The organism is Roseiarcus sp., from assembly GCF_052145395.1.
Taxonomy (GTDB): Bacteria; Pseudomonadota; Alphaproteobacteria; order Rhizobiales; family Beijerinckiaceae; genus Roseiarcus.
Genome location: NZ_JBKQOT010000045.1, coordinates 1 through 26,572 on the forward strand (window position 1 = coordinate 1; position 26,572 = coordinate 26,572).

23 protein-coding genes are annotated in these 26,572 nt (G+C 67.3%); 15 read left to right on the forward strand and 8 right to left on the reverse strand.

The genetic code is table 11. The annotated features are described in order from the left end of the window. Positions 1-173: 173 nt before the first annotated feature. Entirely contained in the window at positions 174-1,400 is a 1,227-nt protein-coding gene (locus ACLP25_RS01425; RefSeq protein WP_442467467.1) for a 3-methyl-2-oxobutanoate dehydrogenase (2-methylpropanoyl-transferring) subunit alpha, read from the reverse strand. A gap of 373 nt (positions 1,401-1,773) precedes the next feature. On the opposite strand from ACLP25_RS01425, the gene ACLP25_RS01430 reads away from it, so the two are divergent. The 6 genes from ACLP25_RS01430 (at position 1,774) to ACLP25_RS01455 (ending at position 8,621) form a co-directional block, all read left to right on the forward strand. Beyond that, entirely contained in the window at positions 1,774-3,201 is a 1,428-nt protein-coding gene (locus ACLP25_RS01430; protein ID WP_442467468.1) for an oligosaccharide flippase family protein, read from the forward strand. Between the two features lie 153 nt (positions 3,202-3,354). Further along, positions 3,355-5,154 (forward strand): indolepyruvate ferredoxin oxidoreductase subunit alpha, encoded by a 1,800-nt coding sequence (gene iorA / locus ACLP25_RS01435; protein ID WP_442467469.1) that lies wholly within the window; start codon positions 3,355-3,357, stop codon positions 5,152-5,154. Next, complete coding sequence (locus tag ACLP25_RS01440; protein WP_442467470.1) at positions 5,151-6,083, forward strand: 2-oxoacid:acceptor oxidoreductase family protein; 933 nt, start codon at positions 5,151-5,153, stop codon at positions 6,081-6,083. The genes iorA and ACLP25_RS01440 overlap by 4 nt, the downstream gene beginning before the upstream one ends. Beyond that, positions 6,080-7,216 carry a 2-oxoacid:acceptor oxidoreductase subunit alpha gene (locus ACLP25_RS01445; RefSeq protein WP_442467471.1) on the forward strand — a complete coding sequence of 379 codons (1,137 nt, stop codon included), beginning with the start codon at positions 6,080-6,082 and terminating at the stop codon, positions 7,214-7,216. The genes ACLP25_RS01440 and ACLP25_RS01445 overlap by 4 nt, the downstream gene beginning before the upstream one ends. After that, on the forward strand, positions 7,213-8,061 hold the full coding sequence (locus tag ACLP25_RS01450) for a 2-oxoacid:ferredoxin oxidoreductase subunit beta (RefSeq protein ID WP_442467472.1): 849 nt from the start codon (positions 7,213-7,215) through the stop codon (positions 8,059-8,061). Before ACLP25_RS01445 ends, ACLP25_RS01450 begins: the two co-directional genes overlap by 4 nt. Continuing rightward, complete coding sequence (locus tag ACLP25_RS01455; protein WP_442467473.1) at positions 8,058-8,621, forward strand: 2-oxoacid:acceptor oxidoreductase family protein; 564 nt, start codon at positions 8,058-8,060, stop codon at positions 8,619-8,621. Before ACLP25_RS01450 ends, ACLP25_RS01455 begins: the two co-directional genes overlap by 4 nt. Positions 8,622-8,971: 350 nt before the next feature. On the opposite strand, the gene ACLP25_RS01460 is transcribed toward ACLP25_RS01455, so the two are convergent. After that, positions 8,972-9,460 carry a hypothetical protein gene (locus ACLP25_RS01460; RefSeq protein ID WP_442467474.1) on the reverse strand — a complete coding sequence of 163 codons (489 nt, stop codon included), beginning with the start codon at positions 9,458-9,460 and terminating at the stop codon, positions 8,972-8,974. 281 nt (positions 9,461-9,741) lie between these two features. Further along, a complete protein-coding gene (gene rph / locus ACLP25_RS01465; protein ID WP_442467475.1) occupies positions 9,742-10,455 on the reverse strand; it encodes a ribonuclease PH in 714 nt (237 codons plus the stop codon). Positions 10,456-10,604: 149 nt separating this feature from the next. Here rph and ACLP25_RS01470 point away from each other — a divergent pair, with 149 nt between their 5' ends. The 3 genes from ACLP25_RS01470 (at position 10,605) to ACLP25_RS01480 (ending at position 14,653) form a co-directional block, all read left to right on the forward strand. Further along, positions 10,605-11,522: a glycine--tRNA ligase subunit alpha gene (locus ACLP25_RS01470; RefSeq protein ID WP_442467476.1), complete on the forward strand. Its 918-nt coding sequence runs from the start codon at positions 10,605-10,607 to the stop codon at positions 11,520-11,522. 122 nt (positions 11,523-11,644) lie between these two features. Continuing rightward, positions 11,645-13,918, forward strand: coding sequence for a glycine--tRNA ligase subunit beta (glyS, locus tag ACLP25_RS01475; RefSeq protein ID WP_442467477.1), 2,274 nt, complete (start codon positions 11,645-11,647; stop codon positions 13,916-13,918). 294 nt (positions 13,919-14,212) lie between these two features. Continuing rightward, positions 14,213-14,653: a hypothetical protein gene (locus tag ACLP25_RS01480; RefSeq protein ID WP_442467478.1), complete on the forward strand. Its 441-nt coding sequence runs from the start codon at positions 14,213-14,215 to the stop codon at positions 14,651-14,653. 70 nt (positions 14,654-14,723) lie between these two features. Here the strand turns inward: ACLP25_RS01480 and ACLP25_RS01485 are convergent, their stop codons facing one another. Beyond that, positions 14,724-15,170, reverse strand: a complete 447-nt coding sequence (locus tag ACLP25_RS01485; protein ID WP_442467479.1) for an acylphosphatase — start codon at positions 15,168-15,170, stop codon at positions 14,724-14,726. 166 nt (positions 15,171-15,336) lie between these two features. Continuing rightward, the gene (locus tag ACLP25_RS01490; protein WP_442467480.1) at positions 15,337-16,602 is read right to left on the reverse strand and encodes an MFS transporter; all 1,266 of its coding nucleotides are present in this window, start codon (positions 16,600-16,602) and stop codon (positions 15,337-15,339) included. A 125-nt stretch (positions 16,603-16,727) separates the two neighbouring features. On the opposite strand from ACLP25_RS01490, the gene uxaC reads away from it, so the two are divergent. The 4 genes from uxaC (at position 16,728) to ACLP25_RS01510 (ending at position 21,920) form a co-directional block, all read left to right on the forward strand. Continuing rightward, positions 16,728-18,152, forward strand: a complete 1,425-nt coding sequence (gene uxaC, locus ACLP25_RS01495) for a glucuronate isomerase (protein ID WP_442467481.1) — start codon at positions 16,728-16,730, stop codon at positions 18,150-18,152. A 27-nt stretch (positions 18,153-18,179) separates the two neighbouring features. Further along, positions 18,180-19,697 (forward strand): tagaturonate reductase, encoded by a 1,518-nt coding sequence (locus ACLP25_RS01500; protein ID WP_442467482.1) that lies wholly within the window; start codon positions 18,180-18,182, stop codon positions 19,695-19,697. Positions 19,698-19,722: 25 nt separating this feature from the next. Beyond that, positions 19,723-20,463 carry a FadR/GntR family transcriptional regulator gene (locus ACLP25_RS01505; protein WP_442467483.1) on the forward strand — a complete coding sequence of 247 codons (741 nt, stop codon included), beginning with the start codon at positions 19,723-19,725 and terminating at the stop codon, positions 20,461-20,463. A gap of 206 nt (positions 20,464-20,669) precedes the next feature. Beyond that, complete coding sequence (locus ACLP25_RS01510) at positions 20,670-21,920, forward strand: DUF2865 domain-containing protein (protein WP_442467484.1); 1,251 nt, start codon at positions 20,670-20,672, stop codon at positions 21,918-21,920. Here the strand turns inward: ACLP25_RS01510 and ACLP25_RS01515 are convergent. Further along, entirely contained in the window at positions 21,883-23,232 is a 1,350-nt protein-coding gene (locus ACLP25_RS01515) for a glutamate--tRNA ligase (RefSeq protein ID WP_442467485.1), read from the reverse strand. The genes ACLP25_RS01510 and ACLP25_RS01515 overlap by 38 nt on opposite strands. A gap of 75 nt (positions 23,233-23,307) precedes the next feature. On the opposite strand from ACLP25_RS01515, the gene ACLP25_RS01520 reads away from it, so the two are divergent. Both ACLP25_RS01520 and ACLP25_RS01525 read left to right on the forward strand, forming a co-directional pair. Continuing rightward, complete coding sequence (locus ACLP25_RS01520; RefSeq protein WP_442467486.1) at positions 23,308-24,465, forward strand: ceramide glucosyltransferase; 1,158 nt, start codon at positions 23,308-23,310, stop codon at positions 24,463-24,465. A 170-nt stretch (positions 24,466-24,635) separates the two neighbouring features. Next, complete coding sequence (locus ACLP25_RS01525) at positions 24,636-24,884, forward strand: BON domain-containing protein (RefSeq protein ID WP_442467487.1); 249 nt, start codon at positions 24,636-24,638, stop codon at positions 24,882-24,884. 32 nt (positions 24,885-24,916) lie between these two features. On the opposite strand, the gene ACLP25_RS01530 is transcribed toward ACLP25_RS01525, so the two are convergent. Together ACLP25_RS01530 and ACLP25_RS01535 are read right to left on the reverse strand one after the other, a co-directional pair. After that, the gene (locus ACLP25_RS01530) at positions 24,917-25,708 is read right to left on the reverse strand and encodes an SDR family NAD(P)-dependent oxidoreductase (RefSeq protein ID WP_442467488.1); all 792 of its coding nucleotides are present in this window, start codon (positions 25,706-25,708) and stop codon (positions 24,917-24,919) included. 12 nt (positions 25,709-25,720) lie between these two features. After that, positions 25,721-26,494 (reverse strand): SDR family NAD(P)-dependent oxidoreductase, encoded by a 774-nt coding sequence (locus ACLP25_RS01535; RefSeq protein ID WP_442467489.1) that lies wholly within the window; start codon positions 26,492-26,494, stop codon positions 25,721-25,723. Positions 26,495-26,572: the final 78 nt, after the last annotated feature.

A 26,572-nucleotide genomic window follows, 5' to 3' on the forward strand; every position in this document is an offset into this window, starting at 1 on the left:
CTTGTGGGGGAGGTCGGGAGGGGGGTCGCGCCGCCCTCGATCCATGAGCGACCCGTGCAACATCCAACAAGTCCATGGGTCCGCGCGACCCCCCACCCCTTCCCGCCCCCACAGGCGGGGCGGGGGCGCCAATCGCGATCGTGCAGGCGTGAAAAGATGCGGCGCCGCCATCTTTAGAACCCCAGCTGCTGGCGCTGCTCGCGCAGGTGGCGGGGCATCTCCTTGTAGACGTCCTCGAACATGCTCGCCGTGCTCGGCTTTGGTCCGTCATGAAGCGTGCCGTGGCTCTCGGCCTGCTTGGCGGCCTCGAGCACCTCGGAATCGACTTCCGCCTGCATCTGCTTCATGCGCTCCTCGCTCCAGGCGCCGATCCGGATGAGATGATCTTTGAGCCGCATGATCGGATCGCCGAGCGGCCAGGCGGCCCATTCGTCCTTCGGACGGTATTTGGAAGGATCGTCAGAGGTGGACTGGGCGCCGGCGCGGTAGGTGACCCAATCGATCAGGGTCGGGCCGAAGTCGGCGCGCGCCCGGTCGGCCGCCCATTTGGAGGCGGCGTAGACGGCAAGGTAGTCGTTGCCGTCCACGCGCAACGAGGCGATCCCAAACCCATGGGCGCGGGCGGCGAATTTCGCGCTCTCGCCGCCGGCGATGCCCTGATAGGAGGAAATCGCCCACTGATTGTTGACAATGTTAAGGATGACCGGCGGCCGGTAGACGGAGGCGAACACCAGAGCCGAATGGAAGTCGGTCTCGGCGGTCGAGCCGTCGCCGATCCAGCCCGACGCGATCTTGTCGTCGCCCATGATGGCCGAGGCCATCGCCCAGCCCACCGCTTGCGGATACTGAGTGCCGAGGTTTCCCGACACGGTGAAGAAACCCGATTCCCTGGCGGAATAAAGGCCGGGGAGCTGGCGTCCCCTCAGGCGATCCTTCTCGTTCGAGAAGATCGAATTCATCATGTCGACGAGCGGCCAGCCGGCGGCGATGAGCAGTCCTTGCTGGCGGTAGGTCGGAAAACACATATCGCCTTCGCTGAGCGCCTTGCGATGCGCACACGCGACGCCCTCCTCGCCGAGCGAAGTGATGTAGAACGAGGTCTTGCCCTGGCGCTGCGACAGCAGCATGCGCGCGTCGAAGGCGCGCGTCAGCATCATGTCGCGCAGGCCCATGCGCAATTGCTCGGACGAGAGCTCGCCCGCCCAGTCGCCGACGGCGTCGCCGTTGTCGTCGAGCACGCGGATCATGGAATAGGCGAAGTCCCGGATTTCCCCCGGCGCCACGTCGATCGGCGGCCGCGGCGCTTCCCCCGCCTCGGGCACGCCGACATGACTGAAATCAGGCTTTCCGCCCGGTCGCACACTCGGCTCCGGCACATGCAGCGACAGGCGTGAGCTCATGGACCGCATTCCTCCCGCGGCGGCGCGGACGCGCTCAAGGCAGCGTACCTTACCCCAAGGGCAGAGCGCTAGTCTTGGGCGCGCCGCCGGGCTTGAATGTCCGGACCGCGCGCTCCAGAAAAACCCGAGGCTGCGCCGGCGCCGCACGCCGGGGATGAGGACAGGTTTCAGGCGTGTTTTCGCAGCCCCGACGCCTGTCGCCCCTGGCGATTTCAGGCGGCCTGCGCTGACACCGTTTTCCGCTGGCCGATCGCAAAAGGACGAAACCGACGTGAGTCCGCGCCTGTCCGCGAGCGTTCCGGCGGCCCCGCCGAAACGCCCCCATCGAGAAGACCGTCCTTCCGCCGCAATCGTCCCGATTCATTAGCGCAGCATGATTCTGGCGTCTGCGCGGGCCCTGTCGAGAACGCTTCCGCTCGTGCTCGTCAGCGCCATGGACATCGGCGTTCCGTTTATACGGATGCTGGCTCTGAGCCACGTCCTCGGTCTGACCCAACTAGGACTGGCCTCGCTGCTCGCTGCGGCCGTCGCCACCTACGAGCAGGTCACCGAAATCGCCGTCTACCGATACGTGCTTTCGTCGCCGCGCGAGGTTTTCCAAGACGCTCTCGCGGCCGCGCACGCGCTCGCGGTGACGCGCGGTCTCATCGTGGCCGGGGTCGCCCTCGCCCTCGCCTACCCCATGGCGCTGATTTTCAACTCCGGCGAGGACTGGGGCAGCTTCGCCATGCTCGGCCTGATTATCTTCATCCGCCCGTTCGAGCACCTCGAACCGCGCATCGCCGAGCGCGATTACAATTACGCGATCCAGTTGAAGGTCGCGCTGATTGCATATTCCCTGAGCCTGTCCGCGCTGGCCGTGTCGCTGATGATCGCGCCGAGCCATGTCGCCATCATCGCTTCGCTGCTCGGCCAGGCCATCGGGCAGGTTGTCGGGAGCCACTGGCTTTCGAAGGAGCCCTATCGTCTCCGGTTCCGTTCGCCGGAATACATCAAGGCGTTCAAGTTCGGCTACCCGTTGATCGCCGGCGGAATCGGCGTCGCGGTCTCCGGACAGGCCGACCGGTTTCTGGTCGGCGGCATGCTCGGACTGCCGGCGCTCGCCGTGTATTCCGTGCTGCTGCTCGCCGCGCTCGTCCCGATCACGATGGTGCAGCGAATCCTCAATACCGTGACCGTTGCGATGCTGATCAACGCCGGGGAAAAATCGGCTCTGCTCGCCCGCATGAAGCTGGCCGGGCGAATCGCCCCCCTGGTCGCCGGCGCCTACGCGGTCGGCGTGGCGACTCTCCTGAACATTGTCGTCCCCATCGTGTTCGGACCCAAATTCGTCGCGTCGCGCTGGATGGTGGCGCTGCTGGCGATGAGCGTGTTCATCCGCATCGTCCGATTCGAGCCCGGGAATTCGATCCTGCTTTACCGCGGCAAAACGAAGCGTCTCGCCCTGACCAACCTGGTCGCTCTGAGTTCGGTCGTCCTGGCCTACTTTTTCATCCGGATCTGGGGGAACACGGAGGCCGCGGTTCTGGGCCGCATGGGGAGCGACTTCCTGGCCTTGCTGGCCATGCTATACGTGACCCAGGAAGCCTACGGCGAGGCCTTCTCCGACGCTGTCGGATCGCTGATCGCGGTTGCGTCCGTGGTCGCGCTTGTTTGCCTTTCCGTTCTGGAGACGCGGGTCGGCGCGGCGCCGGGGGCGAGTCTCGCGGTTCTCGCGGGGTTCTTCCTCATCTGCGGCGCCTGGGTCGCGACCTTCGCGCGCCGGTTGCTGCGCGAAGGCGCCTTCAGCGCGCTCCGCTAGAGCCTTCAGTTGCGGAACAGGTGTCTTCCGCCGTAGCCAGGACTTCCGCAGGCGCCCGCTGCGATTTGTCGCGCCCCCGCCCTCGACGTCATTCTTGCGCGAGGCGTGAAAATCGGCGCAAAGGGAAATTTCCGCTTCCGGGGGGGAACCGCAATGAACCGACAGGCGAGCGCCCAACCAGCCGTGGACGTCCTGCCGCTGATGGGCAACGAGGCGATCGCGCGTGGTGCGTGGGAGGCGGGCGTCAAGGTCGCGGCCGCCTATCCCGGCACCCCCTCGACCGAGATCCTCGAGTCGCTCGGCCGCTATCCGGCCTCCGACCTCTATGCCGAGTGGTCGACGAACGAGAAGGTCGCGCTCGATGTCGCGATCGGGGCGGCGCTCTCGGGCGTCCGGGCGATCGCCTGCATGAAGCATGTCGGGCTCAACGTCGCGGCCGACTCGCTGATGTCGCAGTCCTATATCGGCGCGCACGGCGGCCTCGTGCTCGTCGTCTGCGACGATCCCGGCATCCATTCGTCGCAGAACGAGCAGGACACGCGCCTCTTCGCCCGTTTCGCCGGCGTGCCGGTGCTCGAGCCGTCTGACGCGCAGGAGGCCTGCCACTTCACCCGCCTCGCCTTCGAGCTCAGCGAAGAATTCGATACGCCGGTCATCGTGCGCTCGACCACGCGTCTTTCGCACACCCGCTCGGTGGTGCGCGTGGGCGAGCGCGTCGCTGAGCCCTCGAAAGGCTTCGTCGACGCGCCGGGCAAGACCGTCACCATTCCCGCCAACGCGCGCCAGCTCCATCCCAAGCTCATCGAGCGCGAGGCGAAGCTTGCGAGCTATTTCGAGACCTCGCCGCTGACCCGCTGGGAGAAGGGCGACAAGACGTTCGGAATCGTGACCGGCTCGACCGCCTATCTCTATGTGAAGGAGGTCTCGCCGCGAGCCTCGATCCTGAAGCTCGGCGCGGCCTATCCCCTGCCGGAAAAAGCCATTCGCGCCTTTGCCGCGTCGGTCGACAGGCTTCTCGTCGTCGAGGAGCTTGAGCCGGCGCTGGAAACGGAGATCCGCGCCATGGGACTTGCCGCCGAGGGGAAGGCGTTCTTCCCCCGGCTGGGCGAACTGTCGCCCGAGCTCGTGCGCGCCGGCCTCGCCGCCGCGGGCCTCGCCGAGGCGCCGCCCGCGCCCGTCTCGCTCGGCATCGAGCCGATGGCGCGCCCGCCGGTGCTCTGCGCCGGCTGCCCCCACACGGGCGCCTATCTCGCGTTGCGCGGGCTCGACGCGCGGGTCGCGGGCGACATCGGCTGCTATACGCTGGCCGCCGTCGAGCCCTTGCGCTCGATCGACACCACCGTCTGCATGGGCGCGAGCATCGGCAACGCGGTCGGCATGGCGGCGGCGGGCGAGAAGAAGCCGATCGTCGCCACCATCGGCGATTCGACCTTCCTCCATTCCGGCATCGCGCCGCTGATCGACGCGGTCTACAACCAGGCGAACATCACGGTCGTCATTCTCGACAACGCCATCACCGCCATGACCGGGGGGCAGGACCACCCGGGCACGGGGCGAACCTTACGCGGCGAGCCGGCGCCGAAGGTCGACTACGAGGCGATCTGCCGAGCCGTCGGGGTTGCCTGGATCCGCCGGGTCGACCCTTACGACATCGGCCACATGTACCAGACCTTGCGCGAGGCGATTGTGCACAAGGGGGTCTCGGTCGTCATCTCCGAGCGGCCGTGCGTGCTCGATCCGGTCAAGATCAAGGGACCCTCGCTCGCGGTGGCCGAGGGCGGCTGCGTCGCCTGCCAGTCGTGCATGAATCTCGGCTGCCCGGCGTTGATCTGGTCGGACGCGCTCTATGACGGCCGGCACAAGGTGCAGATCGACGCCGCCGCCTGCATCGGCTGCACGCTGTGCGCCCAGGTCTGCCCGACCGACTGCATCCAGCCGATGGTCGCCGCATGAGCGCCGGGCCGCGCATGGAGGCGCCGAAAGCCGTGGACTCGACTCGCTCGCTGAACGTGATGATCGTCGGCGTCGGCGGCCAGGGCGTCCTGATGATCTCGAAGGCGCTGGCCTTGATCGGCCAGAAGCAGGGCCTCGAGGTCAAGCAGAGCGAAGTGCACGGCATGGCCAAGCGCGGCGGCGTGGTGTTCAGCCACGTGCGCTTCGGCGAAGAAGTCTGGTCGCCGACCATCGCCAGGGGCGACGCGGACGCGCTGATCGCGCTCGAGTGGGCCGAGGGCCTGCGCTGGCTCGAGTACCTGCGCCCGGAAACCGGCGTCTTCATCGCCGACACGCGCCGCATCGTGCCGCCTTTCGCCTGCCGCTCGCGCCGGCACGGCGCGCCGATGGCTTACGCGCGGGAAACCCCAGCTGAGGTGCTGGAGAAAGTGGGCGAAGGTTTTGCGCTCGACGCGACCGCGATCGCCTCGGGGCTCGGCGAGCCGCGCGCGGCCAACACCGTGCTGCTCGGCGTGCTCTCGACCTCGATGGACGTATCCGTCGCCGACTGGCTTGCGGTGCTCGAGACGCTGACGCCGCAAGAATCGCGAGCGATCAATCTCGAGGCGTTCGAGGCGGGCCGCGTCTGGGCGGAGGCGGCGCGCAGCGACCCGTCGCTGCGGTTCGACGCCGACTTCGGCACGCGCGTTACCCACGCGGACCAGCCAGAGGTGTCGGTCAAGCTCGACATCAACGCCGCGTGGTGCAAGGGCTGCGACATCTGCGTAAAACTCTGCCCCGAACGCTGCCTCGCGCTCAATGACCTTCAGGTCGCATACCTTACAGAACCGGAGGCGTGCACCGGCTGCCGCGTGTGCGAATGGCTCTGCCCCGACTTCGCGATCGAGGTCCGCACGATCGTTCATCAACCGGTGACGGCCTCACGATGACAACCCCCTCGCTCGCCTCGCTGCACGGCAACCGCGCCTGCGCGCTCGGCGCCATCGCGGCGGGCTGCCGGTTCTTCGCCGGCTATCCGATCACGCCCTCCTCCGAGATCGCCGAGCAGATGTCGCGCGAGCTGCCGCGCGCCGACGGCGTGTTTGTGCAGATGGAAGACGAGATCGGCTCGCTCGCGGCGGTGATCGGCGCCTCGCTCGGGGGCGTCAAGGCGATGACCGCGACCAGCGGCCCCGGCTTCTCGCTCATGCAGGAGAATCTCGGATTCGCCGCAATGACCGAGACCCCTTGCGTCATTGTCAACGTCATGCGCGGCGGCCCGTCGACCGGCATGCCGACAAGGCCCTCGCAGGGCGACATCATGCAGGCGCGCTGGGGAACGCACGGCGACCATCCGATCATCGTCGTCGCGCCCGCCTCGGTGCAGGAGATCTACGACGAGACGATCCGCGCCTTCAACCTGGCGGAGGAATTGCGCACGCCGGTCGTCGTGCTCTACGACGAGGTGATCGCGCATCTTCTGGAGTCCGTCGTCCTGCCGCAGCGCCGCACGGTGGCGACGGTGACGCGCAAATGGGCGCGTGGGGACGAAGCGAGCTTTCTGCCCTACGCCGAAACGGACGATCTGGTGCCCGTCATGGCGCGGCCGGGCGACGGGCATCGCGTCCATGTGACCGGCCTCACTCACATGCCCGACGGCTTTCCGACCCAGAAGCCGGACCTCGTGGCGAAGGCGACGCAGCGCCTTCTCGACAAGATCACAATTAACCGGGACCGCATCGAGCGGATCGAGAGGTTCGAAACCGAGGACGCCGACGTCGTCATCGTCACGGTCGGCATCGTCGCGCGGGCAGCGCGTCGCGCCGCGCAGGACTTGCGCAGCGCCGGCGTACGGGCCGGCCTGTTCCGGCCCGTCACGCTGTGGCCCTTCCCTGAGGAGGCGCTCAGCGAGGCCGCGGCGAAGGCCAAGCGCGTGCTCGTTCCCGAGATGAACGCCGGCCAGCTCGCGCTCGAAGTCGAGCGGATTCTCGGGCGCGAAAGGGTCGCGCGCCTCAACCGCATCGACGGCGAGCCGATCGCGCCCGCCGACATCGCCCGACGAGTCCGGGAGATCGCCGCATGAACGAGGCGGTGCGAACGCCGTTCGACATCAAGGACTACTTGCGGCTTCAGATGATGCCGCACTTCATGTGTCCCGGCTGCGGGCACGGGATCGCGCTGCGGTGCCTCTTGTGGGCCGTGCACGAGCTCGCTATCGACAAGAACCGGCTGGCGGTGGTCTCCGGGATCGGCTGCTCGGGCCGGGTCGGCGCCTATATCGACGCCAACACCTTCCACACGACCCACGGCCGCCCGCTCGCCTTCGCGACCGGCCTGAAGCTCGCCCGGCCCGACCTCAAGGTAGTCGTCATCACCGGCGACGGCGATTGCCTCGCGATCGGCGGCAACCACCTCATCCACGCCTGCCGCCGCAATCTCGACCTCACCTGCCTGATGCTCAACAACGAGGTCTACGGCATGACCGGCGGGCAGGTGTCGCCGACGACCGCGATCGACCGGCTCACCACCACCACGCCGCACGGCAACGCCGAGCCGACCTTCGACGCCTGTCGCCTCGCCGACGCGGCCGGCGCCAGCTTCGTCGGACGCGAGGTGACGCGCCAGGCGCCGGCGCTGAAGAACGTGATCAAGGCGGGCCTCGCCCACGAGGGTTTCTCGTTCATCGAGGTCATGTCGGACTGCACCGAGATCTACGGGCGCAAGAACGATCTCGGCGAGTCACCAGAAATGATCCTGTCGCAGAAGAGCGACATGCGCCCCGAGGCGTTCGGCAACGTAGCCGACGAGCCGTTCCGGCCCAATCGCCTGCGCGCCGGAATCCTCGTTGAGCGCGACCGCCCGGAATACGGAAAGGTCTATCGCGAGCGCGCGGCGGCCGAGCGGGCGAAAGCAAAGGCCAAGGCATGACCGTCCACGCCCTAGGCGCTCACCGTTCCGAAATCCGCCTCGCCGGCAGCGGCGGGCAGGGGCTCATCACCGGCATGCACATTCTCTTTCGCGCGCTCGCGCTCGAGGGCAAGCGCGCGGCGCAGTCGCAGAGCTACGAGCCGACGTCGCGCGGGGGCTTCTGCTACTCGGACCTCGTGGTCTCCGACGATTCCGGCGACTATCCGCTCGCGACGCAACTCGACATGGTCGCCGCGCTCTCCCAGGTCGGCCTCGACCGCTCACTGTCGCTGATCAAGCCGGGCGCGCTCTTGATCGTCGACGAGCGGCTCGCGCCCGACCCGCCGAAGGCTGGCTTCGATCTCTACGTCCTGCCGATCGCCGCCCGGGCGGTCGAGGCCGGCAGTCCCCGCATCGCCAATGTCGTGGCGCTCGGCGCGCTCGCCCGCCTTGGCCGGCTGGTCGCCGACGAGGTTCTCGAGCAGGCGGTGCGGCTGGAGACGCCGCCGAAATTCGCTGACCTCAACCTCGCGGCGCTCCGGGAAGGCCGGGCGCTCGCCGCCGCGCTGGCGGGGGCCTGAGCGTCGAAGCGGGACGAGCAGACACGCGCCGCTCGAACAGACTTCTACCCGAGCGCCGCCTTCTGCAGGGCGACGAGCTGGCTCACGCTTAGAGTTGCCATCTGTTCAAAGTCAGTCTTATTCGGCAATCTTAGGTAGATCAAACGAAGCGCTCGGCAGCTCGACATTTAAACCGACGTCCATCCGGATCACGCTATCCCCGGAGGCCCCGGGCCGCATCAACACTTCTCGGGTACTGCTGGACGTTGTTACGAGTTCATCGACCTTCCCTTCGAAATTACTCTTGATGTCATCCGACATACGCCTGAGCAGGCTGCGTAATTGCAATACAGCTCGTTCAATGAACAGGCTTAGGTCGAACGCCTCCAGCTTAAATGAGCATATCGGTAGTGGATATCGAGATCGTAGAACGCGATGCCCCCAACCAATTCGCGGGGCGTTGAGCCTGCATTGACGAAAAAGAGATCCCCTTTGATCTCGTCTTCCCGCAAACCCTGCTCCCAGCGATCGGCGTGGGGCCTAAAAAAGCTCAGCGTTCCAAATAGCGCGTTTGTGCGCCCGATAACCTTGGCGCGGTTGGGCAAATTCTGGTTCAGGTGATCCATCCTGTTGCGCATCATACGCGCAGCAGAGAAGCCGTCGATAAACGCCTGCGTATCAGCCTTCCGATCATCTCCAGTCAGAGAAAGCAAGACTCGGCGCACGACGTGGACCTGATCGACAATCGTCCAGGCGTCGATGAACATGGCCAAACGCTGGGCATTATTGTTGACATCGAATTCATGCCCGGTTGCATAAAGACGGCTTAGCGCCGTCTCCATGAGGTCGTGTGCGAACACGAGTGTTTCCAGCCTTAAGCGTTCAACGGAAGCGCACTGCGGCGGACGCCGGAGGAAGTCGTCGGAGGGGAGCATTGAGGCCGGTTGCTAAACGCTATCACGAGGGCAGCAAAGCGCCTCATTACGCGATATGCGCTCAATTCCCCAAAAATTTCGCGTCACGTTTCGATACTCATAGTGAAGAGTTACGGCTGCAGAATTCGAGTGCGGGAAGGCCGCCTGTCCGCCCTCTGGACGAACCTCCAGATCCGGACGCGTATTGCATTTGAGCGCGATCGGTCTCAGCCGAGCGCCGCCTTCTGCAGGGCGACGAGCTGGCTCACGCCGCCGCGCGCCAGCGCCAGCATCTTCAGAAGCTCCCGCTCGCTGAACGGGGCGCCCTCCGCGGAACCCTGGACCTCCACGAGGCCGCCCGAGCCGGTGATGACGAAATTGGCGTCGGTTTGGGCGGTCGAATCTTCGGCGTAGTCGAGGTCGATCACCGCCTCGCCGCCGACCACGCCGCAGGAAACGGCGGCGACATGGTCCTTGAGCACGCTCTCCTTCAAGATCGAGCGTTGCACCATCCACTCGATGCAGTCGCGCAGCGCGATCCAGGCGCCGGTGATCGAGGCGGTGCGGGTGCCGCCGTCAGCCTGCAGTACGTCGCAGTCGATCGTGATCTGCCGCTCGCCGAGCCTCGTGAGGTCGACCACGGCGCGCAGCGAGCGGCCGATCAGCCGCTGGATTTCTTGCGTGCGGCCCGAGACGCGGCCGGAGGACGATTCGCGCTTGCTGCGAGTCAGGGTGGCGCGCGGCAGCATGGCGTATTCCGCCGTCACCCAGCCCCTCCCTTGGCCACGCAGCCACGGCGGCGGCTTGTCCTCGAGCGACGCCGCGCACAGCACATGAGTGTCGCCGACGCGCACGAGGCACGAGCCCTCGGCGTAGCGTGCCGCCCTGCGCTCGAAGCTGACCTTGCGCATCTCGTCGGGGGCGCGTTTGGAAGGACGCATGAACATTGCCTTTTTGTGACGTCCCGCCCGCTTTAGCGGCAGACGGGCCGGGAGGCAACGTGCAGCGCTCTGTAGGGCTCCAGCCGCCGTTGACCCGGCACGCCCGCGTCTCTAGGGTCCGCGCCCGCAAATCACGGAATCCGCCGGACATGCCCGACCCTTCGCTCGATCCGTCAAAATCCTTCCAGGGGCTGATCCTGACGCTGCAGGATTTCTGGGCGCGGCAGGGCTGCGTCATTTTGCAGCCCTACGACATGGAGGTTGGCGCCGGCACCTTCCATCCTGCGACCACGCTGCGCTCGCTCGGGCCGAAAGCCTGGAGCGCCGCCTATGTGCAGCCCTCGCGCCGCCCGAAGGACGGACGCTACGGCGAAAATCCCAACCGACTGCAGCACTACTACCAGTATCAGGTCATCCTGAAGCCTTCGCCCGAGAACCTGCAGGAGCTCTACCTCGATTCGCTCCGCACGATCGGGATCGACATGGGCCTCCACGACGTCCGCTTCGTCGAGGACGACTGGGAGAGCCCGACTCTCGGCGCCTGGGGCCTGGGGTGGGAGTGCTGGTGCGACGGGATGGAAGTGTCGCAGTTCACCTATTTCCAGCAGGTCGCGGGGTTCGAATGCGCGCCGGTCTCCGGCGAGCTGACCTACGGACTCGAGCGCCTCGCCATGTACGTGCAGGGCGTCGAGAACGTTTACGACCTCAATTTCAACGGCCGGGACAGCGAGGCGCGGGTGACTTACGGCGACGTGTTCAAGCAGGCCGAGCAGGAATACTCCCGCTTCAACTTCGAGCACGCCGACACCGCCATCTTGTTCCAGCACTTCAAGGACGCCGAGGCGGAGTGCCGGTCGCTCATCGAACGCGGCGCCGACGGCGACCGCCACCTCTTGGCCCTGCCCGCCTATGACCAGTGCATCAAGGCGAGCCACGCCTTCAACCTCCTCGACGCGCGCGGCGTCATCTCGGTCACCGAGCGGCAGAGCTACATCTTGAGGGTCCGCGAGCTCGCCAAGGCCTGCGGCGCCGCTTGGCTGAAGACCGCGGGAGGCGGGGCGGGCTAGCCCTCATCCGGCCCTTCGGGCCACCTTCTCCCCGAGGGAGAAGGGGCGCCCCCTCTCCCTCGGGGAGAGGGCCGGGGTGAGGGCCAGCCAACCGCGCAACTCCATAATTCTAGGCCGATCCAATGCCCGACCTGCTCCTCGAACTCTTTTCCGAAGAAATCCCCGCCCGCATGCAGCGGCAGGCGGCGGAGGATTTGAAGCGGCTCATCACCAACGAGCTCGTCGACCGCAGCCTGACTTATGAGGGCGCGCAGGCGTTCGTGACGCCGCGCCGGCTTGCGCTGCATGTCGTGGGCCTCCCCGCCGCCCAGCCGACGTTGCGCGAGGAGCGAAAAGGGCCCCGCGTTGGCGCGCCGGAGGCGGCGATCCAGGGTTTTTTGAAGAGCGCCGGGCTCGCGCGCATCGAGGACGCCACGATCGAGAAGGACTCGAAGAAGGGCGAGTTCTATGTCGCGTCGATCGAGAAGCCGGGCCGCTCGACGAGCGAGGCGCTCACCGAGATCATCCCCTCGGTCGTGCGCGCTTTCCCCTGGCCGAAGTCGATGCGCTGGGGCAACGCCTCGACAAGGCCCGACGCCTTGCGCTGGGTGCGCCCCTTGCGCGGAATCCTGTGCACGCTCACGACCCCGCACGACGCCGCGGAGGTCGTGCCCTTCGCCGTCGACGGGATCGAAGCGGGCGAGTTCACCTGGGGCCACCGCTTCATGGCGCCGGAGCCGATCGACGTCCGCCGCTACGACGACTATGTCGACGCGCTGCAAAAGGCCAAGGTCGTGCTCGACGCCGATCGGCGCAAGGCGATCATTCGCGAGGACGCTAAGAATCTCGCCTTCGCACAGGGGCTGACGTTCGTCGAGGACGACGGCCTCCTGGAGGAGGTCGCGGGGCTCGTCGAATGGCCGGTCGTCCTCATGGGCGAGTTCGAGGACAATTTTCTGGACATCCCGCCGGAGGTCATTCGCGCCACGATCCGCGCCAACCAGAAGTGTTTCGTGCTTCGCAGCGCGGACGGCCGTCTCGCCAACCGATTCATCCTCGTCGCGAACCTGATCGCCCGCGACGGCGGCGCGGCGATCGCCGCAGGCAACGCCCGCGTCGTGCGCGCGCGGCTTTCCGACGCCCGCCACTTCTGGCTCACCGACTTGCATGACCTGCCCGACTACAAGGACAAGGCCACAAAACCGCTCGATCAGCGGTTCGCCAAGCTCGAGGCGCTCGGAATCGTCTTCCACGAAAAGCTCGGCACGCAGGCGGACCGAATCGAACGCATCGAATCGCTGGCGCGCGAGTTGGCCCCGCAGGTCGGCGCCGACGTCGAACTCGCCGCCCGCGCCGCGCGGCTCGCCAAGGCCGACCTCGTCACCGAGATGGTCGGCGAGTTCCCCGAGCTGCAGGGCCTGATGGGCCGCTATTACGCGACCCAGCAGGGCGAGGAGGCGAGCGTCGCGGACGCCATCGAGGAGCATTACAAGCCGCAGGGGCCGAGCGACCGGATTCCGACGTCTCCCGTGTCGATCGCGGTCGCGCTCGCCGACAAACTCGACACGCTCGGAGGGTTCTGGGCGATCGACGAGAAGCCGACCGGCAGCAAGGACCCGTTCGCGCTGAGGCGCGCCGCGCTCGGGGTCATCCGCATCGTGATCGAGAACGGGCTGCGCCTGCCGCTGACCGGACCACTCAACGCCGCGATCTGGGGGGCGCTGCTCGACGTGGAGTTCGCCCGCGAGGACGAGGCGGGCGCCGTCGTTCAGTCGCTCTCGAAGCGCGGCTTCCCCAAGGGCCCGGAGTTCGACGAGATCGTCGGCGCCGTTTCGCGCGGCGCGCGCCGGGCGCAAATTCCCGACGACGCGCGGCTCGCCGCAATCACGCGAAGCCTTCTCGACTTCTTGGCCGACCGGCTGAAAGTCTATCTGCGCGACAAGGGCGCGCGCTACGATCTCATCGACGCGGTATTCGCCCTGCCGGGCCAGGACGATCTCTTGACCATCGTCTGGCGCGTCGAGGCGCTGGGGCGGCTTCTGGACACGGAGGACGGCAAGAACCTGCTCGCCGGCTACCGCCGCGCCGCCAACATTCTCAGGGCCGAGGAGAAAAAGGACGGCGCCGGCGCCTTTGCAGGTTCGCATGATCCGGCGAAGCTCGCGCTCCCCGCCGAACGCGACCTCGCCGACGCGCTCGCCGCCGCCGGCGCCGCGGCGCGCGAGCGGATCGGGCGCGAGGATTTCGAGGGCGCGATGCGGCCGCTCGCGTCGCTCCGCGCGCCCGTCGACGCGTTCTTCCTCGACGTCACCGTCAACGCCGACGACCCCGCGCTGCGAATGAACCGCCTGCGGCTGCTCAGCGAATTGCGCGACGCCGTCCACGCGGTGGCGGATTTCTCCAAGGTGGCGGGGTAGCGCGCAACCCTCGCCCGTTCCTGCCGCCGCGCTCGAGGAGCGCGGCGGCGCGATCACGCCCGAGACGAACATGATCTTCCAATGCAGCGGGCTGAGCTTCGCCTCGTCCACGCGGCCGAGGACTCCGGCCCCATCTGATGTCGTATCGGTCGCGCGCCCAACGGGCGGGCTGCCGTTATAGTTCCGGCATGAGCGCAACCTTCACGTCGCTCTAAACTTTTCGTAAGGCCGGAACCGAAGCATCGGTCGGAGGTTGGCTCTGCGGCTGGGCGGCGTCCTGCTATGGAGACCCCCATGAAAGGCCTTTCCCAGTTTGTTTGCGCGGTCCTGTTGGCCGGCGGCATCGCCGCTCCGGCGTTCGCGGCCGAAGCCGGTTCGAACGACAACCCCGCGGCGAGCGGCCAGACCGCCACCGGCGTCCAGCAAAATTCCATGAACGGGCCGAACGCTGCGCCCGGCAGAGCTCAGCGTGCCGTGCAGAAAATGCGCGACGACCTCATGAAGGCCGGCTTCACCGACATCCACATCATGCCGTCATCGTTCCTGGTGCGCGCCAAGGATTCGTCCGGCAATCCCGTGATGATGGTCGTCAACCCCGATTCGGTGACGGCGATCACGGAAGAGAACAGCTCCTCCGCCAATGCGAGCCCCAACAGCGCGGGCGCCACGCCAGGTCCGAAATCGACGGGCGGCTCTCAGCCGGTCACGCCCGGCGCCTCGCAAACCAAACCGTAAGGCGAACGCGGTTCGCCAACGGAAGCTTTTGGCGATCTTCGCGCCCGGAGCGCCCGGGCGCGTGGACCCTTCAGTCGTCGGGCCTGAGCTTCTTCAGATCGTCGCCGCTCAGCGTCGACGCCAAAATGCCATGCCAGACGGTCTTGACGTCCGCCGGACCGAGTTTCGAATCGTCGGTCCGCAGCCTGAAGACGAGATCGTAAGGGTTGGTGATGTTCCGGGTCGTCGACGTCCAGGCGTCAATCGTAAAGGCCTTGAGAGCCGGGTCGACCTTTCCCGGCGACGTGCTGACCTTGATATCCGAAGACCTCTTCGTTCCGGCCTCAATCGCCGCGACCGCGTCGGGCAATCGCTTCGCGTCGCCCTGAAGCACGAAGCTGACGACGTCGTTGGGCAGGTTTTTCGCGTAACCGGCGAGGTTCCATTCGATCGCCTGCTTCATGATCATCGCCCGGAAGCCGACTTGCTGATCGTTGCCGGTGACAGTCCCCGAAATCGCTTCGATTGTCTTTGACATGGTCGTCCTCCTTGCCTCCGCCGCGGCGCTTCGTCGACGCGGTCGTTGGTCGTTGACCGCGTCAGCCGCGATCGCCCTTAAGAGCGCTCGCGAAGCGTCTCCATCGGCTCAAATAGCATCGCGAACGCCGGCGTCAAATCGCGATGAAGGCGGCTCGTCCGGCGCGTCACTGGGCGGGCTGCGTCACCGGGCGGGCGGCGCGCTCGCCGATGAACGCCCAAAGGACGAGCGCGGCCACGACGTCGAACAGGAACAGGAGCGCAAACAGCGGCTCGTAGCCGATCGTCGTCGCCAGCGCGCCGACGGTGAGGGTGAAGAGGGCGCCGCCCAGATAGCCGAACATGCCGGCGATTCCGGTGGCGGTCGCGACATCGGCGGTCTCCACCACGTCGCCCATCAGCGCGTACATCATGCTCGACAGCATCTGATGGGCGAAGCCGCCGAGGGAGAAGCAGAGGATCGCGACGATCGGGTTCGCCGCGAAACTGATCAGCGCCGGCCCGACCATGAAAAGCGCGCCGAGGCTGATCACCGAAAGACGCGCATTCACCAGCTTGAGGCCGAAGCGGCTATGGAACACCGGCGCGAGATAGCCGCCGACCAGGCAGCCGAGGTCCGAGAACAAAAACGGCAGCCACGCGAACAGCGCGAACTGCTTGATGTCCATGCCACGCACGCTGACCATGTAAAGCGGAATCCAGAAGGCGAAAGTCTGCCACGCAGGCTCGGTCAGAAAGCGCGCGATGACGACGCCGTAGAACTTCGTCCGCGACAGCACCGCGCGGAAGCTGGGCTTGACCTCCGGCGTCGGCGTGCGGCCGGCTTCGATGTAGGCCCGCTCCGCGGCCGAGAGAAGCGGGTGGACTTCTGGGTCCCGATAGAGCCAGAACCAGACGATCGAGAGGAGGATCCCGAGCCCGCCAGTGAGAAAGAACGCGGGCCGCCAGCCGTATGCGGCCGCGATCCAGATCACCAGGGGCGGCGTGATCATCGACCCGATGGAGGAGCCGGAGTTGAACCAGCCCGTCGCGATCGAACGCTCCTTGGAGGGGAACCAGATGGTGGACATTTTCGTCCCGGTCGGGATCGCGACGGCTTCGCTGACTCCGAGAAGCGCGCGGAAGCCGGCCATCGACACCCATCCGGTCGACAGAGCGTGCAGCGCGGCGGCCAACCCCCAGACGAACGCTGCGACCGCATAGCCGAGACGTGGTCCGATCAGGTCGGTGAGATAGCCTGCCACCGGCTGGGAGAAGGAGTAGACGATCTGGAACGACGACACGACATAGGAATATTGCTCCGTCGTGAAGTTGAGCTCCTTCTTGAGGATCGGCGCCAGAACGCCGAGGACGTTTCGGTCGACGTAAATCACGACGGTGCCGGCGAGCATCAGCGCCAGCATCTTCCACCTGAGGGTTCCTCCCGAGTTCATACTCTCGCCTCGCTGCTGACGATCCGCTCTGATTGGCCTGACCACTTGACCCTTAGACCAGTTTGCGCAAATGTCGAGTCCCGGAGCGCCGCAAGGCGCCCCCTTTTCTCTGAAGGAATGACGCCATGACCGTTCAGGCACAGCCCTTCGCCCTCCATCCCGACAGGCTTTTTCCGGCGGACCCGGCGACCCGCGACGTCGCGCGAAAACTCTACGCCTCGGTCGCGGCCCTGCCGATCGTCAGTCCGCACGGCCACACCGATCCGCGCTGGTTCGCCGAGGACGCGCCCTTCCCGGACCCGGCTCGTCTCTTCATCGTCCCGGACCACTATGTCCACCGCATGCTCTACAGCCAGGGCGTGCGCCCCGAAGAGGTCGGCGTGGCGCGCGTCGACGGCGGCCCGGTCGAGACCGACCCGCGAAAGATCTGGCGCATCTTCGCCGAGAACTTCCGCCTCTTCCGCGGCACGCCGTCGTGGCTGTGGCTGAACCATGCCTTCACCGAGGCTTTTGGTATCCGGGAGCGTCTGACGGCCGAGAGCGCTGACCGCGTTTACGACCACATCGCCGCCTGCCTGGAGCGGCCGGAATTCCGTCCGCGCGCCCTGTTCGAGCGCTTCAACATCGAGGCGCTGACGACGACCGAAAGCCCGCTCGACGACCTCAAATGGCACCGGGCGGTCAAGGCGAGCGGGTGGGGCGGCCGGGTGCTGACCGCCTTCCGTCCCGATCCGGTCGTCGACCCCGCCTTTCCGGGCTTTCGAGAGAATCTCGCGGCCCTCGGACGGATCACCAACCGCAATCTTTCGACCTTCGAAGACTATCTCGCCGCGCTCGCCGAGCGCCGCGCCTATTTCAAGTCGGTGGGATGCACTTCGACCGACCACGGCCATCCGACCGCCCGTACGGCCGACCTTTCGGCCGAGGATGCGGCCGCCCTCTACGGCAGCGTTCGCTCAGGCGCCGCCTCGGCCGCCGACGCCGAGACTTTTCGCGCCCAGATGCTGACCGAAATGGCGAAGATGAGCCTCGCCGACGGGCTCGTCATGCAGATCCACCCCGGCTCCGCGCGCGACCACAATCCGTGGCTCTTTAAGACTTTCGGCCGGGACAAGGGCGCCGACATTCCTACCCCGACCGACTACGTCTACGCCCTCAAGCCGCTCCTCGACCGGCTCGGCAACGAACGCCGGCTGACCGTCATCCTCTTCACCCTCGACGAGACCGCCTATTCGCGCGAGCTTGCGCCGCTCGCCGGACACTATCCGGCGCTGAAGCTTGGGCCCCCCTGGTGGTTCTTCGACAGTCCGGAGGGCATGATCCGCTATCGCGAGACGGTGACCGAGACGGCCGGCTTCTACAACACCGTCGGCTTCAACGACGACACGCGCGCGTTCCTGTCGATCCCGGCGCGCCACGACGTCGCCCGCCGCGTCGATTGCGTCTATCTCGCGAGGCTCGTGGCCGAGCACCGGTTGGAGCTGGACGAGGCCTTCGAGGTCGCGCACGACCTCGCCTATCGTCTCGCGAAGGCGGCTTACAAGCTCTGAGGGCGCGTCTTGAAGGAGGGCCTCGCGATGAACGTTCTCAACCGCGCAGCGCTCGCAAGCGGCGCCGTCGCGGCGCCCCATGCGCCGCCTGGCCCGCGCCCCGTCGAGATTCTCCAGATCGGCGAGGGCGTCTTCATGCGGGCCTTTGTCGACTGGATGGTCGACGTCGCCAACGAACAGGGCGTCTATCGCGGCGGCGTCGCGGTCGCCGCGCCGCGCCGCCATGACCGCCCGCCGCCGCTTGCCGCCCAGGACGGTCTCTACACCGTGCTGCTGCGCGGCCGGGAAGGCGGGGCGGAGGTGTTGGAGCGCCGCGTCGTTACGACGGTCCAGACGGTCCTCGACCCATATGCGCAGTGGCGCGAAACCACGTCCGTCGCCGCCTCGCCGGCGCTGAAGTTCCTCGTTTCCAACACCACGGAGGCCGGGATCGTCGACGTCGCCGAAGCCTACGATCCAGGCGTCTGCCCCGTGAGCTTCCCGGCCAAGGTCACGGCACTTCTCAAGGCGCGGTTCGACGCGCTCGGAGGACTCGACGCGCCGCCGCTCATCATTCTCCCTTGCGAGCTCATCGAGGACAACGGCGCGACGCTGAGGCGCATCGTGCTCGAGCATGCGCGCCGCTGGGGCTTCGACGAGGCCGCGGTGGCGTGGATCGGCGAAAAATGCCGATTCTTCGACACGCTGGTCGACCGGATCGTGCCGGGATTTCCAAGGGACGAGGCGGAAAGCCTGTTTGCGGAATGGGGCTATCGCGATCCGCTCGCGATCGTCGCGGAGCCTTTCCACCTGTGGGTGATCGAGGCGCCGGCCGACGTCGCCGAAGCGCTGCCGCTCGCTGAAGCCGGCGCGAACGTCGTCTGGACAAACGACATCCGCCCTTATCGCGAGCGGAAGGTGCGGCTCTTGAACGGAACCCATACCGCAACCGCGCTCGCCGCCTTCCTCGCCGGGCTCGACACCGTTTTCGAGATGGTCGAGGACCCGCTGTTTCAGCGCGTCGTCAGCGAGGTCGCGTTTGAGGAGCTCGCGCCCTCAGTGCCGCTGCCCGAAACCGAGCGCCTCGGCTACGCCCGCTCGGTTCTCGAGCGCTTCGGCAATCCGTTCATCCGGCACGAGCTCCTTTCGATCGCGTTCAACTCGGTGTCGAAGTGGCGGGTGCGGTTGCTTCCTCCGGTCAAGCATGCGCTCGCCGCCGGCCGGCCGGCGCCGGGGCTCATCGCCTTCTCTCTCGCCGCGCTCCTCACGTTCTACCGGGGCGTGAAGGCGGGCGACGGCTTCGTCGGACGGCGCGAGAAGGGCGAGTATCCGATCCGGGACGAGCCGGCGGCGCTCGCGATCATGGCGGAATCCTGGGCGCTGGAGCCGACTGTCGGCGCCGGCGCGGTCGCGGCGCGGCTGATCGCCGATCCGCGCCTGTGGGGCGAGGACCTGACGAAGGTCGGCAATCTCGCCGCGCTCGCGCTCGCGGCGTTCGAGTCGATCGAGCGGCGCGGCGTCCGCGGCGCGCTCGAAGCGCATCTCTCCGCACCGCAGGGCGCATGAGCGGCGGCAAACGACGGATCTCGCCATGCCATTCCAGCCGATCGACGCCAAGCGCCTCTACGAGCAGGTCGCCGATCAGATCGGCGATATGATCCGCAGCGGCGAGTTCCAGCCGGGCCAGCGGCTTCCGGCCGAACGCGACCTGGCGAAATTGCTCGGCGTCAGCCGCCCGGTGGTGCGCGAGGCGATGATCGCGCTGGAAATCGCCGGCCTCCTCGAGGTCCGCACGGGGTCCGGCGCCTACGTCCTGAAAGCCCCGAACGGACAGTTCGGAATCAGCGCCGGCCACAGTCCAACCGATATTTTGAACGCCCGCATGATCGTTGAGGGCGAGGTTGCGGCGCTCGCGGCCGAGCACGCCTCCGCGCGCGATCTCAAGGCCGCCGCGGACGCCATCGCCCGCATGACGGCGGACCACGACGCAGGGCGCCCCTGGAACGCGGCGGACCTCGCCTTTCATGTCGCCGTCGCCTATGCGAGCGGCAACGCGGTCCTCGCCATGGTCGTCGAGCGGCTTTGGCAGGAGCAGTACGGCCCGGTCTTCGCCCTCCTGTCTGAGCGCGCCCATCTGCCCGACAACTGGTCGGCCACGCTCAAGGGTCATGAGGGCATTCTCGAGGCGATCCGTCGCCGGGACGCTCGCGCGGCGCGCGGGGCCATGCGCGCGCATCTTTCTCAGGTGTTGGCGGTGGTCACCGCCGAGGTCTCCGACGGCGCGGGCCGCGCCGAAAAACCGGACCGCCGGCGCGCGCCGGCCGGGGCGTGACGGGCGCCGGTCCGGCGTCCCGGAAAGGTTGCAAGAGCGGATACCCGCGGCGGCTATGGCGCGCGGCGACGAAAGGCCTTAAGAGGCGCGACGGCGACCTGGCTTTCCGGCGTTCGCCATGTTCGCGCCGCGTTCGGAGGGTCTAAACGCCGGGCCCTCGGCGGATTTACCCGGACGGGGCGGGATTTGTGACGGTAGAGCACGGAATGGCAGGCACTGAGAACCGGCGCGGCTCGCGCAAAACCTGGACGCTGCGGGCGGCGATCGGCGCTGTGGCGGCGCTCGTCGGCGTGTTCGCGGCGAGCCAGGCCTTCGCCGAAAGCGCCGAATGCGCTCGGCTGAGGGCGGCCATCGCATCGGCCCCGCGCGGCGGCGCGGGCGGCCAGGCGGCGGCGGCCGCAGCGCGCCAGCGCTCCGAGCTCGCCCGCACCAGCGCCTACGCCAACTCCATCGGGTGCAACAACCAGAAGTTCCTGTTCTTCGGTTCTGATCCGCCGCCCCAGTGCGGCGAGATTAGGGGCCAGATCGCCCGCATGCGGTCCGGCCTCTCGGACCTCGAAGCCCGCTCCGGCGGGGGCCGCGAGGACCTCGTCGCCCGCTACAATTCCGAGTGCGCCAACGCCCCTCAGCCGGGCAACATTTTCCAGGCCTTGTTCGGAGGGGGCGCGAGGCAGCCGGAACCGTCCGAGCCGATCAATCCGGAGACGCTGTCGCCAGACGAGCAGCAGCAAAATCTCGAGAAGTCGATCGAGAACGAGAAGAAGGGCGCCAACGTGTCGGCCGGCTCCTACGCCGTGTGCGTGCGCACCTGCGACGGCGGCTTCTTCCCCGTCTCTTATTCCGGCGCGGGGGGTCGTCTCGAGGACGTCTGCCGGTCGCTCTGCCCCAACGCCGACGTACAGCTCTACTCGTTCCCATTCGGCGGGACGATCGAGCAGGCGGTGTCGATCACCGGCGAGCGCTACGTCGACATGCCGAACGCGCTCAAGTTCCAGCAGTCCTACGACGCGACCTGCTCGTGCCGCCGCAAGGGCGAGAGCTGGGCGCAGGCCCTGGCCGCGGCCGAAGCCAAGTACGGCCACGAGGCGCGCGACATTCTGGTCACGCCGGAAAAGTCGATCGAAATGTCGCGCCCGATCATCGCCAAGGTTTCCGCCGACCCGAAGACGAAGGCGGGCAAGAACGGCAAGCCGGGCGCGCAGACGCCCGCCGCGGCCACGCCGGCGCCCGCGACCAGCGACCCCAGCCTGACCGGCGCGGGGCAGGGTCTCAGCCCTACCGGCGAGGACACGGCGCTGAGCGCCGCCGCGGCGACGGTCAGCCGCGAAGCCTCGGGCATCGCCGGCGACGCCGCCCAGTCGGGAACGTTCTACAACACGACCCAGGGCCAGACGGTCACCGAAACCGGCCCCGACGGCGTCAAGACGAAGGTGCGGATAGTCGGGCCATCGCTCTAGCCCGTCCGATCAGGGGCAGGAGCGCCGCCAGCTCCGGCCCGGATTCGCGCCCCATCAGCGCCAGCCGCAGCGGGTGATAAAGGTCCCGGCCCTTGCGGCCCGTCTCGGCCCTGAGAGCCTTTGTCCATTCGCCCCAGGTCGATGCGTCCCAGTCGCCTTCGGGCAGACGCTTGGCGGCGAGGTCGAGATAGGCGCGATCCAGGACGACCGGCGCGACGTCGCCCTCGACCACCGCGCGCCACTCCGACACGTCGGCGAGCTGGGCGACGTTGCCGCGCACCGCGAGCCAGAACGCCTCCGCCCTCGGGCCGGCGACCCCGAGGGCCGCGAGCCGGTCGGCGACCGCGGCGTAGGGCGCAGCGTGCAAGGTGCGGGCGGACAGCGCGTCGAGTTCGGCTTCGTCGAAACGGGCCGCGCCACGCGACAGACCGGCGAGATCGACCAGTCCCGCGAGCTCGTCAAGCGAAGCGACCGGCCGCACCGCCTCGGCCGAGCCGACCAGAACCGCAAGCGCGGCGACCGCGAGCGGCTCCACCCCTTTTTCGCGCAGCGACGCAATCGACAGGGCGCCCGTGCGCTTGGACAGGCCCTCGCCGGACGCGTCGGTCAGAAGGTTGTGATGGCCGAACTCGGGGACGCTGCCCGCGAGCGCTTCGAACAGCTGGATCTGCACCGCCGTGTTCGTGACATGATCCTCGCCGCGGATCACGTGCGTGACTCCGAACTCGATGTCGTCGACCACCGAGGGCAGCGTGTAGAGATAGGTTCCGTCCTCCCGACGCAGCACCGGGTCGGAGAGCGAACCGCAATCAATTTGGCTCTCGCCACGCACAATGTCCGTCCAGCGGACTGTTCCCGGATCGAGGCGAAACCGCCAGTGCGGCTTGCGGCCGGCAGCCTCCAGCGCCGCGCGGTCGGCCTCGGTGAGACGCAGCGCGGCGCGGTCGTAGACCGGCGGACGGCCGAGCCCCTGCTGGCGCTTGCGGCGGCGGTCGAGCTCCTCTGGCGTCTCGTAGGCCGGATAAAGCCGCCCGAGCGACTTGAGTTTTTCGCCCGCCGCATCGTAAAAGGCCATCCGGTGCGACTGGCGGCGCACGCAATCGGGTTTGACGCCCAGCCAGGCGAGATCCTGTTCGATCGATTCGGCGTATTCGGCTCTCGATCGTTCGAAATCGGTGTCGTCGAACCGCAGAATGAACTTCCCCCGGTTGCGGCGGGTGAAGAGCCAGTTGAGCAGGGCTGTGCGGGCGTTTCCGATGTGAATGCGCCCTGACGGCGAAGGAGCAAAACGAACGATCGGGGGCGAATTCATGAGCTTTCATAGAAGCGTCGCGCGGAACCGGCAATACTGCTGGCGGCCGATTCGCCAATTGAGTACAATACCATAATGACAATCAGCCTTTTTGCCGCCGGGGTGTGTCTGTCGGAGGGCGGAGTGCATGCGCTGAGCGTGGGCCTGGCCCTGCGGCGATGCGCCCGGCGAAGCGGGCATGTGCCGCCGCCGAAAGACGCGCCGCCTGTGTCCATCGTGCAGCCGCTCTGCGGAATTGAGACGTTTTCGCGCGAGACGCTGCGCTCGATTTTCGCCCTCGACTATCCCGATTACGAGATCCTCTTCTGCCTTGCGAGCGCCGACGATCCGATCGCCCCGCTCGTCCGCGGCGCGATCGCGGCTCACCCCGAGCGCCCGGCGCGGCTCCTGATCGGCGACGACCGCGTGAGCGCGAATCCCAAGCTCAACAATGTGGTCAAGGGCTGGAAGGCGGCCCGGCGACCGTGGGTGATCATCGCGGATTCCAACGTGCTGATGCCGCCAGACTACATCCAGCGGCTGCTCGCCCGCTGGCGTCCCAACAGCGGCATCGTCTGCGCCCCGCCGATCGGCTCGCAGCCGGAATCGTTCGGCGCCGAGATCGAATGCGGCTTCCTCAACACCTATGAAGCGCGCTGGCAATATGCGGCCGAGGCGGCCGGCTTCGGCTTCGCCCAGGGCAAGACGATGCTGTGGCGGCGCAACATTCTCGAGGCCGGCGGCGGCATCGAGGCGCTCGGCGCCGAGATCGCCGAGGACGCCGCATCGACCAAGCTGATCCACAGGCAGGGCCTGGACGCCCACCTCGTCAGCGCGCCGTTTCAGCAGCCGCTCGGCGCGCGAAAGCTGAAAGACGTGTGGGCGCGGCAGTTGCGCTGGGCCCGGCTTCGGCGGGCGACCTTTCCGCTCCAGTTCGCGCCGGAGATCCTCACCACCAGCCTCGTGATGATCGTCGCGGCCGCGTTCGCCGCGCCGGAATTCGGCCTAAGCCCCTGGACGAGCGCCGCCCTCGCGGCGCTCTACTGGTACGCGATCGAGGCTCTGCTCGCTCTCGTCGCCGGCTGGCCGCTCAGCTGGCGGAGCCCGTTGGCCTGGATGGTCCGCGACCTTTTGCTGCCCCTGCTGTGGGGCCAGGGCTGGAGGCGGGACAATTTCGTCTGGCGCGGCAACGCCATGAGCGTCGACGAAACCGCATTGCAGGAGGCGCCATCCGGCCCGCCCCCGCAGATGTGAACACGAATTCGGGATTCTGTCGGTCTTTCTGCTATTTGCCGCCGCATGACGGGGGTCGCCTCACTTCCGCTAAACTGCCGCGCTATCGCCCCACTAGGGCGGGCTCGTCACACGGTCGCGGATCAATACCGCGGACGGAATAAATGCCGGCGGGGAGGAGGAAGTTGAACATGCAGTCCCATGGCGATGACGTACAGCTGCACGTCCTGAACGCGTTGCACTGGGATCTCGCGGTCCCACGCAATCGCGTCGCAGTTTTGGTCGAAAACGGCTGGGTGACGATGTCCGGCGATGTCGATCTGCCGTATCAGCGGCAGTGCGCCGAGTCGGACGTCCGCAGGGTGCCCGGGGTTGTCGGCGTCATCAACCACATCCGCGTGCCCGGCGAGACGATGGACAGCGCCACGACAGCAATGTGACATCCGCGGCGGGAGCCGCGCCTCACCCGCGCTCACAGCGTCTTCAGCATGCCGCCGTCGACGAAGTAGGTCGACCCGACGGAGTAGGTCGCGCGCTCGGAACATAGAAAGACGAAGAAGTTCGCAAGTTCCGCCGGAGTGGCGAAGCGCTTGATCGGCGCGAATTCGCGCGCGACGCCGTCGAGATAGCCCTGCCAGTCGCCGCCCGTCTCCGCCGTGAGCTCTTTGGCGGTCTTGATCCAGTCGGGCGTCAGGATGAGGCCGGGGTTGATGCAATTGACCCGGATGTTGTCGCCGACGAGTTCCGTGGCGAGACATTTCGAGAACATCATCAGCGCGGCCTTGGTGGTGTTGTAGATCGGCTCGTACCAGAGTGGCTGAGCGGCGCAGATCGAGGCGTTGTGCAGAATGACGCCGCCGCCGCGCGCCTTCATCAAGGGCGCAAGGCCCCGGGCGAGCCGCACCGCCGCCATCACGTGCAAGTCCCAATAGGCCTGCCATTTGTCGTCGGGCGCCTCCATGACCGTCTCGTTGGAGCCGGACCCGGCGTTGTTGATCAAAATGTCGGCCCCTCCGAACGCGCGGCCGACGGCGGCGATCAGCGCGTCTGTACCCTCGCGGGTCGCGACGTCGCAGGCGACGCCCTCGACCCGCACGCCGAAGCGGCCGGCGATCCGTCCGGCCTCGTCGCGCACGCGCTCGGCGCCGCGCGCCGCGATGGCAAGATCGACCCCTTCCGCCGCGAGCCCTTCCGCGATCGCGAGCCCGATGCCGAGGCTGCCGCCGGTCACGACCGCGACCTTGCCCTTGAGTCCGAGGTCCATGAGTGTTCCCTTTCACCAGCAGGTGTAGCCGCCGTCCGCCACAACGATCGAGCCGGTCATCAGGCTCGCGGCGTCGGAGGCCAGAAACAGCACGACGGCAGCGATCTCGTCGGGCTCGCCGATGCGCCCCATCGGCGTGCTGTCGATCCACACGTCGAACATCGCCTTGTTCGCCTTGGCGAGGGCGGTGAGCGGGGTGTTGATGTAGGTCGGCGCGACCGCGTTCACGCGCACGCCGCGCGCGCCCCATTCCGCGGCGAGCGATTTCGTCAGGTGATGCACCGCCGCCTTGGAGGCGTTGTAGTTGACCTGCCCCTGCGGCTTGTTGACGATGATGCCGGACATCGAGCCGATGTTGACGATCGAGCCGCGTCCCGCCGCCAGCATCGGCCGGCCGAAGGCCCGGCAGCACCAGTAGACGCCGTTGAGATTGACGTTGAGGACATCCAGCCAGTCCTGGTCCGTGGCGTCCTCCGCGGCGGTGTCGGGTCTGGCGATCCCGGCGTTGCAGACGAGCACGTCGATCCTGCCCGTTTCCGACAGGATTTTGGCGGCGGCCGCGTCGACCGCGGCCCGGTCAGTCACGTCCATTGCGATGGCGTCGACGGCATAGCCCTTGGCCTTCATCTTCGCCTGGCCGTCGTCCCCGGTCTTCCCGCTCATGTCGGCAATGGTGACGCGCGCGCCGGCTTCCGAGAGCGCCTCGACGCAGGCGAGGCCAATGCCCTGCCCGCCGCCGGTGACGACCGCGACGCGCCCCTTGAGGTTGAAGCGATCCAGATACATTGCGCCGCCTCCCGAGCCGCCCTCAGCTCATCCAGTTGCCGCCGTCGACGTTGAGCGTCTGCGCCACGACATAGTCGC

Coding starts and splice junctions, on each gene's coding strand:
- ACLP25_RS01425 (WP_442467467.1), bottom strand. CDS start 1,400: ATGAGCTCACGCCTGTCGCTGCATGTGCCGGAGCCGAGTGTGCGACCG.
- ACLP25_RS01430 (WP_442467468.1), top strand. CDS start 1,774: ATGATTCTGGCGTCTGCGCGGGCCCTGTCGAGAACGCTTCCGCTCGTG.
- iorA (WP_442467469.1), top strand. CDS start 3,355: ATGAACCGACAGGCGAGCGCCCAACCAGCCGTGGACGTCCTGCCGCTG.
- ACLP25_RS01440 (WP_442467470.1), top strand. CDS start 5,151: ATGAGCGCCGGGCCGCGCATGGAGGCGCCGAAAGCCGTGGACTCGACT.
- ACLP25_RS01445 (WP_442467471.1), top strand. CDS start 6,080: ATGACAACCCCCTCGCTCGCCTCGCTGCACGGCAACCGCGCCTGCGCG.
- ACLP25_RS01450 (WP_442467472.1), top strand. CDS start 7,213: ATGAACGAGGCGGTGCGAACGCCGTTCGACATCAAGGACTACTTGCGG.
- ACLP25_RS01455 (WP_442467473.1), top strand. CDS start 8,058: ATGACCGTCCACGCCCTAGGCGCTCACCGTTCCGAAATCCGCCTCGCC.
- rph (WP_442467475.1), bottom strand. CDS start 10,455: ATGCGTCCTTCCAAACGCGCCCCCGACGAGATGCGCAAGGTCAGCTTC.
- ACLP25_RS01470 (WP_442467476.1), top strand. CDS start 10,605: ATGCCCGACCCTTCGCTCGATCCGTCAAAATCCTTCCAGGGGCTGATC.
- glyS (WP_442467477.1), top strand. CDS start 11,645: ATGCCCGACCTGCTCCTCGAACTCTTTTCCGAAGAAATCCCCGCCCGC.
- ACLP25_RS01480 (WP_442467478.1), top strand. CDS start 14,213: ATGAAAGGCCTTTCCCAGTTTGTTTGCGCGGTCCTGTTGGCCGGCGGC.
- ACLP25_RS01485 (WP_442467479.1), bottom strand. CDS start 15,170: ATGTCAAAGACAATCGAAGCGATTTCGGGGACTGTCACCGGCAACGAT.
- ACLP25_RS01490 (WP_442467480.1), bottom strand. CDS start 16,602: ATGAACTCGGGAGGAACCCTCAGGTGGAAGATGCTGGCGCTGATGCTC.
- uxaC (WP_442467481.1), top strand. CDS start 16,728: ATGACCGTTCAGGCACAGCCCTTCGCCCTCCATCCCGACAGGCTTTTT.
- ACLP25_RS01500 (WP_442467482.1), top strand. CDS start 18,180: ATGAACGTTCTCAACCGCGCAGCGCTCGCAAGCGGCGCCGTCGCGGCG.
- ACLP25_RS01505 (WP_442467483.1), top strand. CDS start 19,723: ATGCCATTCCAGCCGATCGACGCCAAGCGCCTCTACGAGCAGGTCGCC.
- ACLP25_RS01510 (WP_442467484.1), top strand. CDS start 20,670: ATGGCAGGCACTGAGAACCGGCGCGGCTCGCGCAAAACCTGGACGCTG.
- ACLP25_RS01515 (WP_442467485.1), bottom strand. CDS start 23,232: ATGAATTCGCCCCCGATCGTTCGTTTTGCTCCTTCGCCGTCAGGGCGC.
- ACLP25_RS01520 (WP_442467486.1), top strand. CDS start 23,308: ATGACAATCAGCCTTTTTGCCGCCGGGGTGTGTCTGTCGGAGGGCGGA.
- ACLP25_RS01525 (WP_442467487.1), top strand. CDS start 24,636: ATGCAGTCCCATGGCGATGACGTACAGCTGCACGTCCTGAACGCGTTG.
- ACLP25_RS01530 (WP_442467488.1), bottom strand. CDS start 25,708: ATGGACCTCGGACTCAAGGGCAAGGTCGCGGTCGTGACCGGCGGCAGC.
- ACLP25_RS01535 (WP_442467489.1), bottom strand. CDS start 26,494: ATGTATCTGGATCGCTTCAACCTCAAGGGGCGCGTCGCGGTCGTCACC.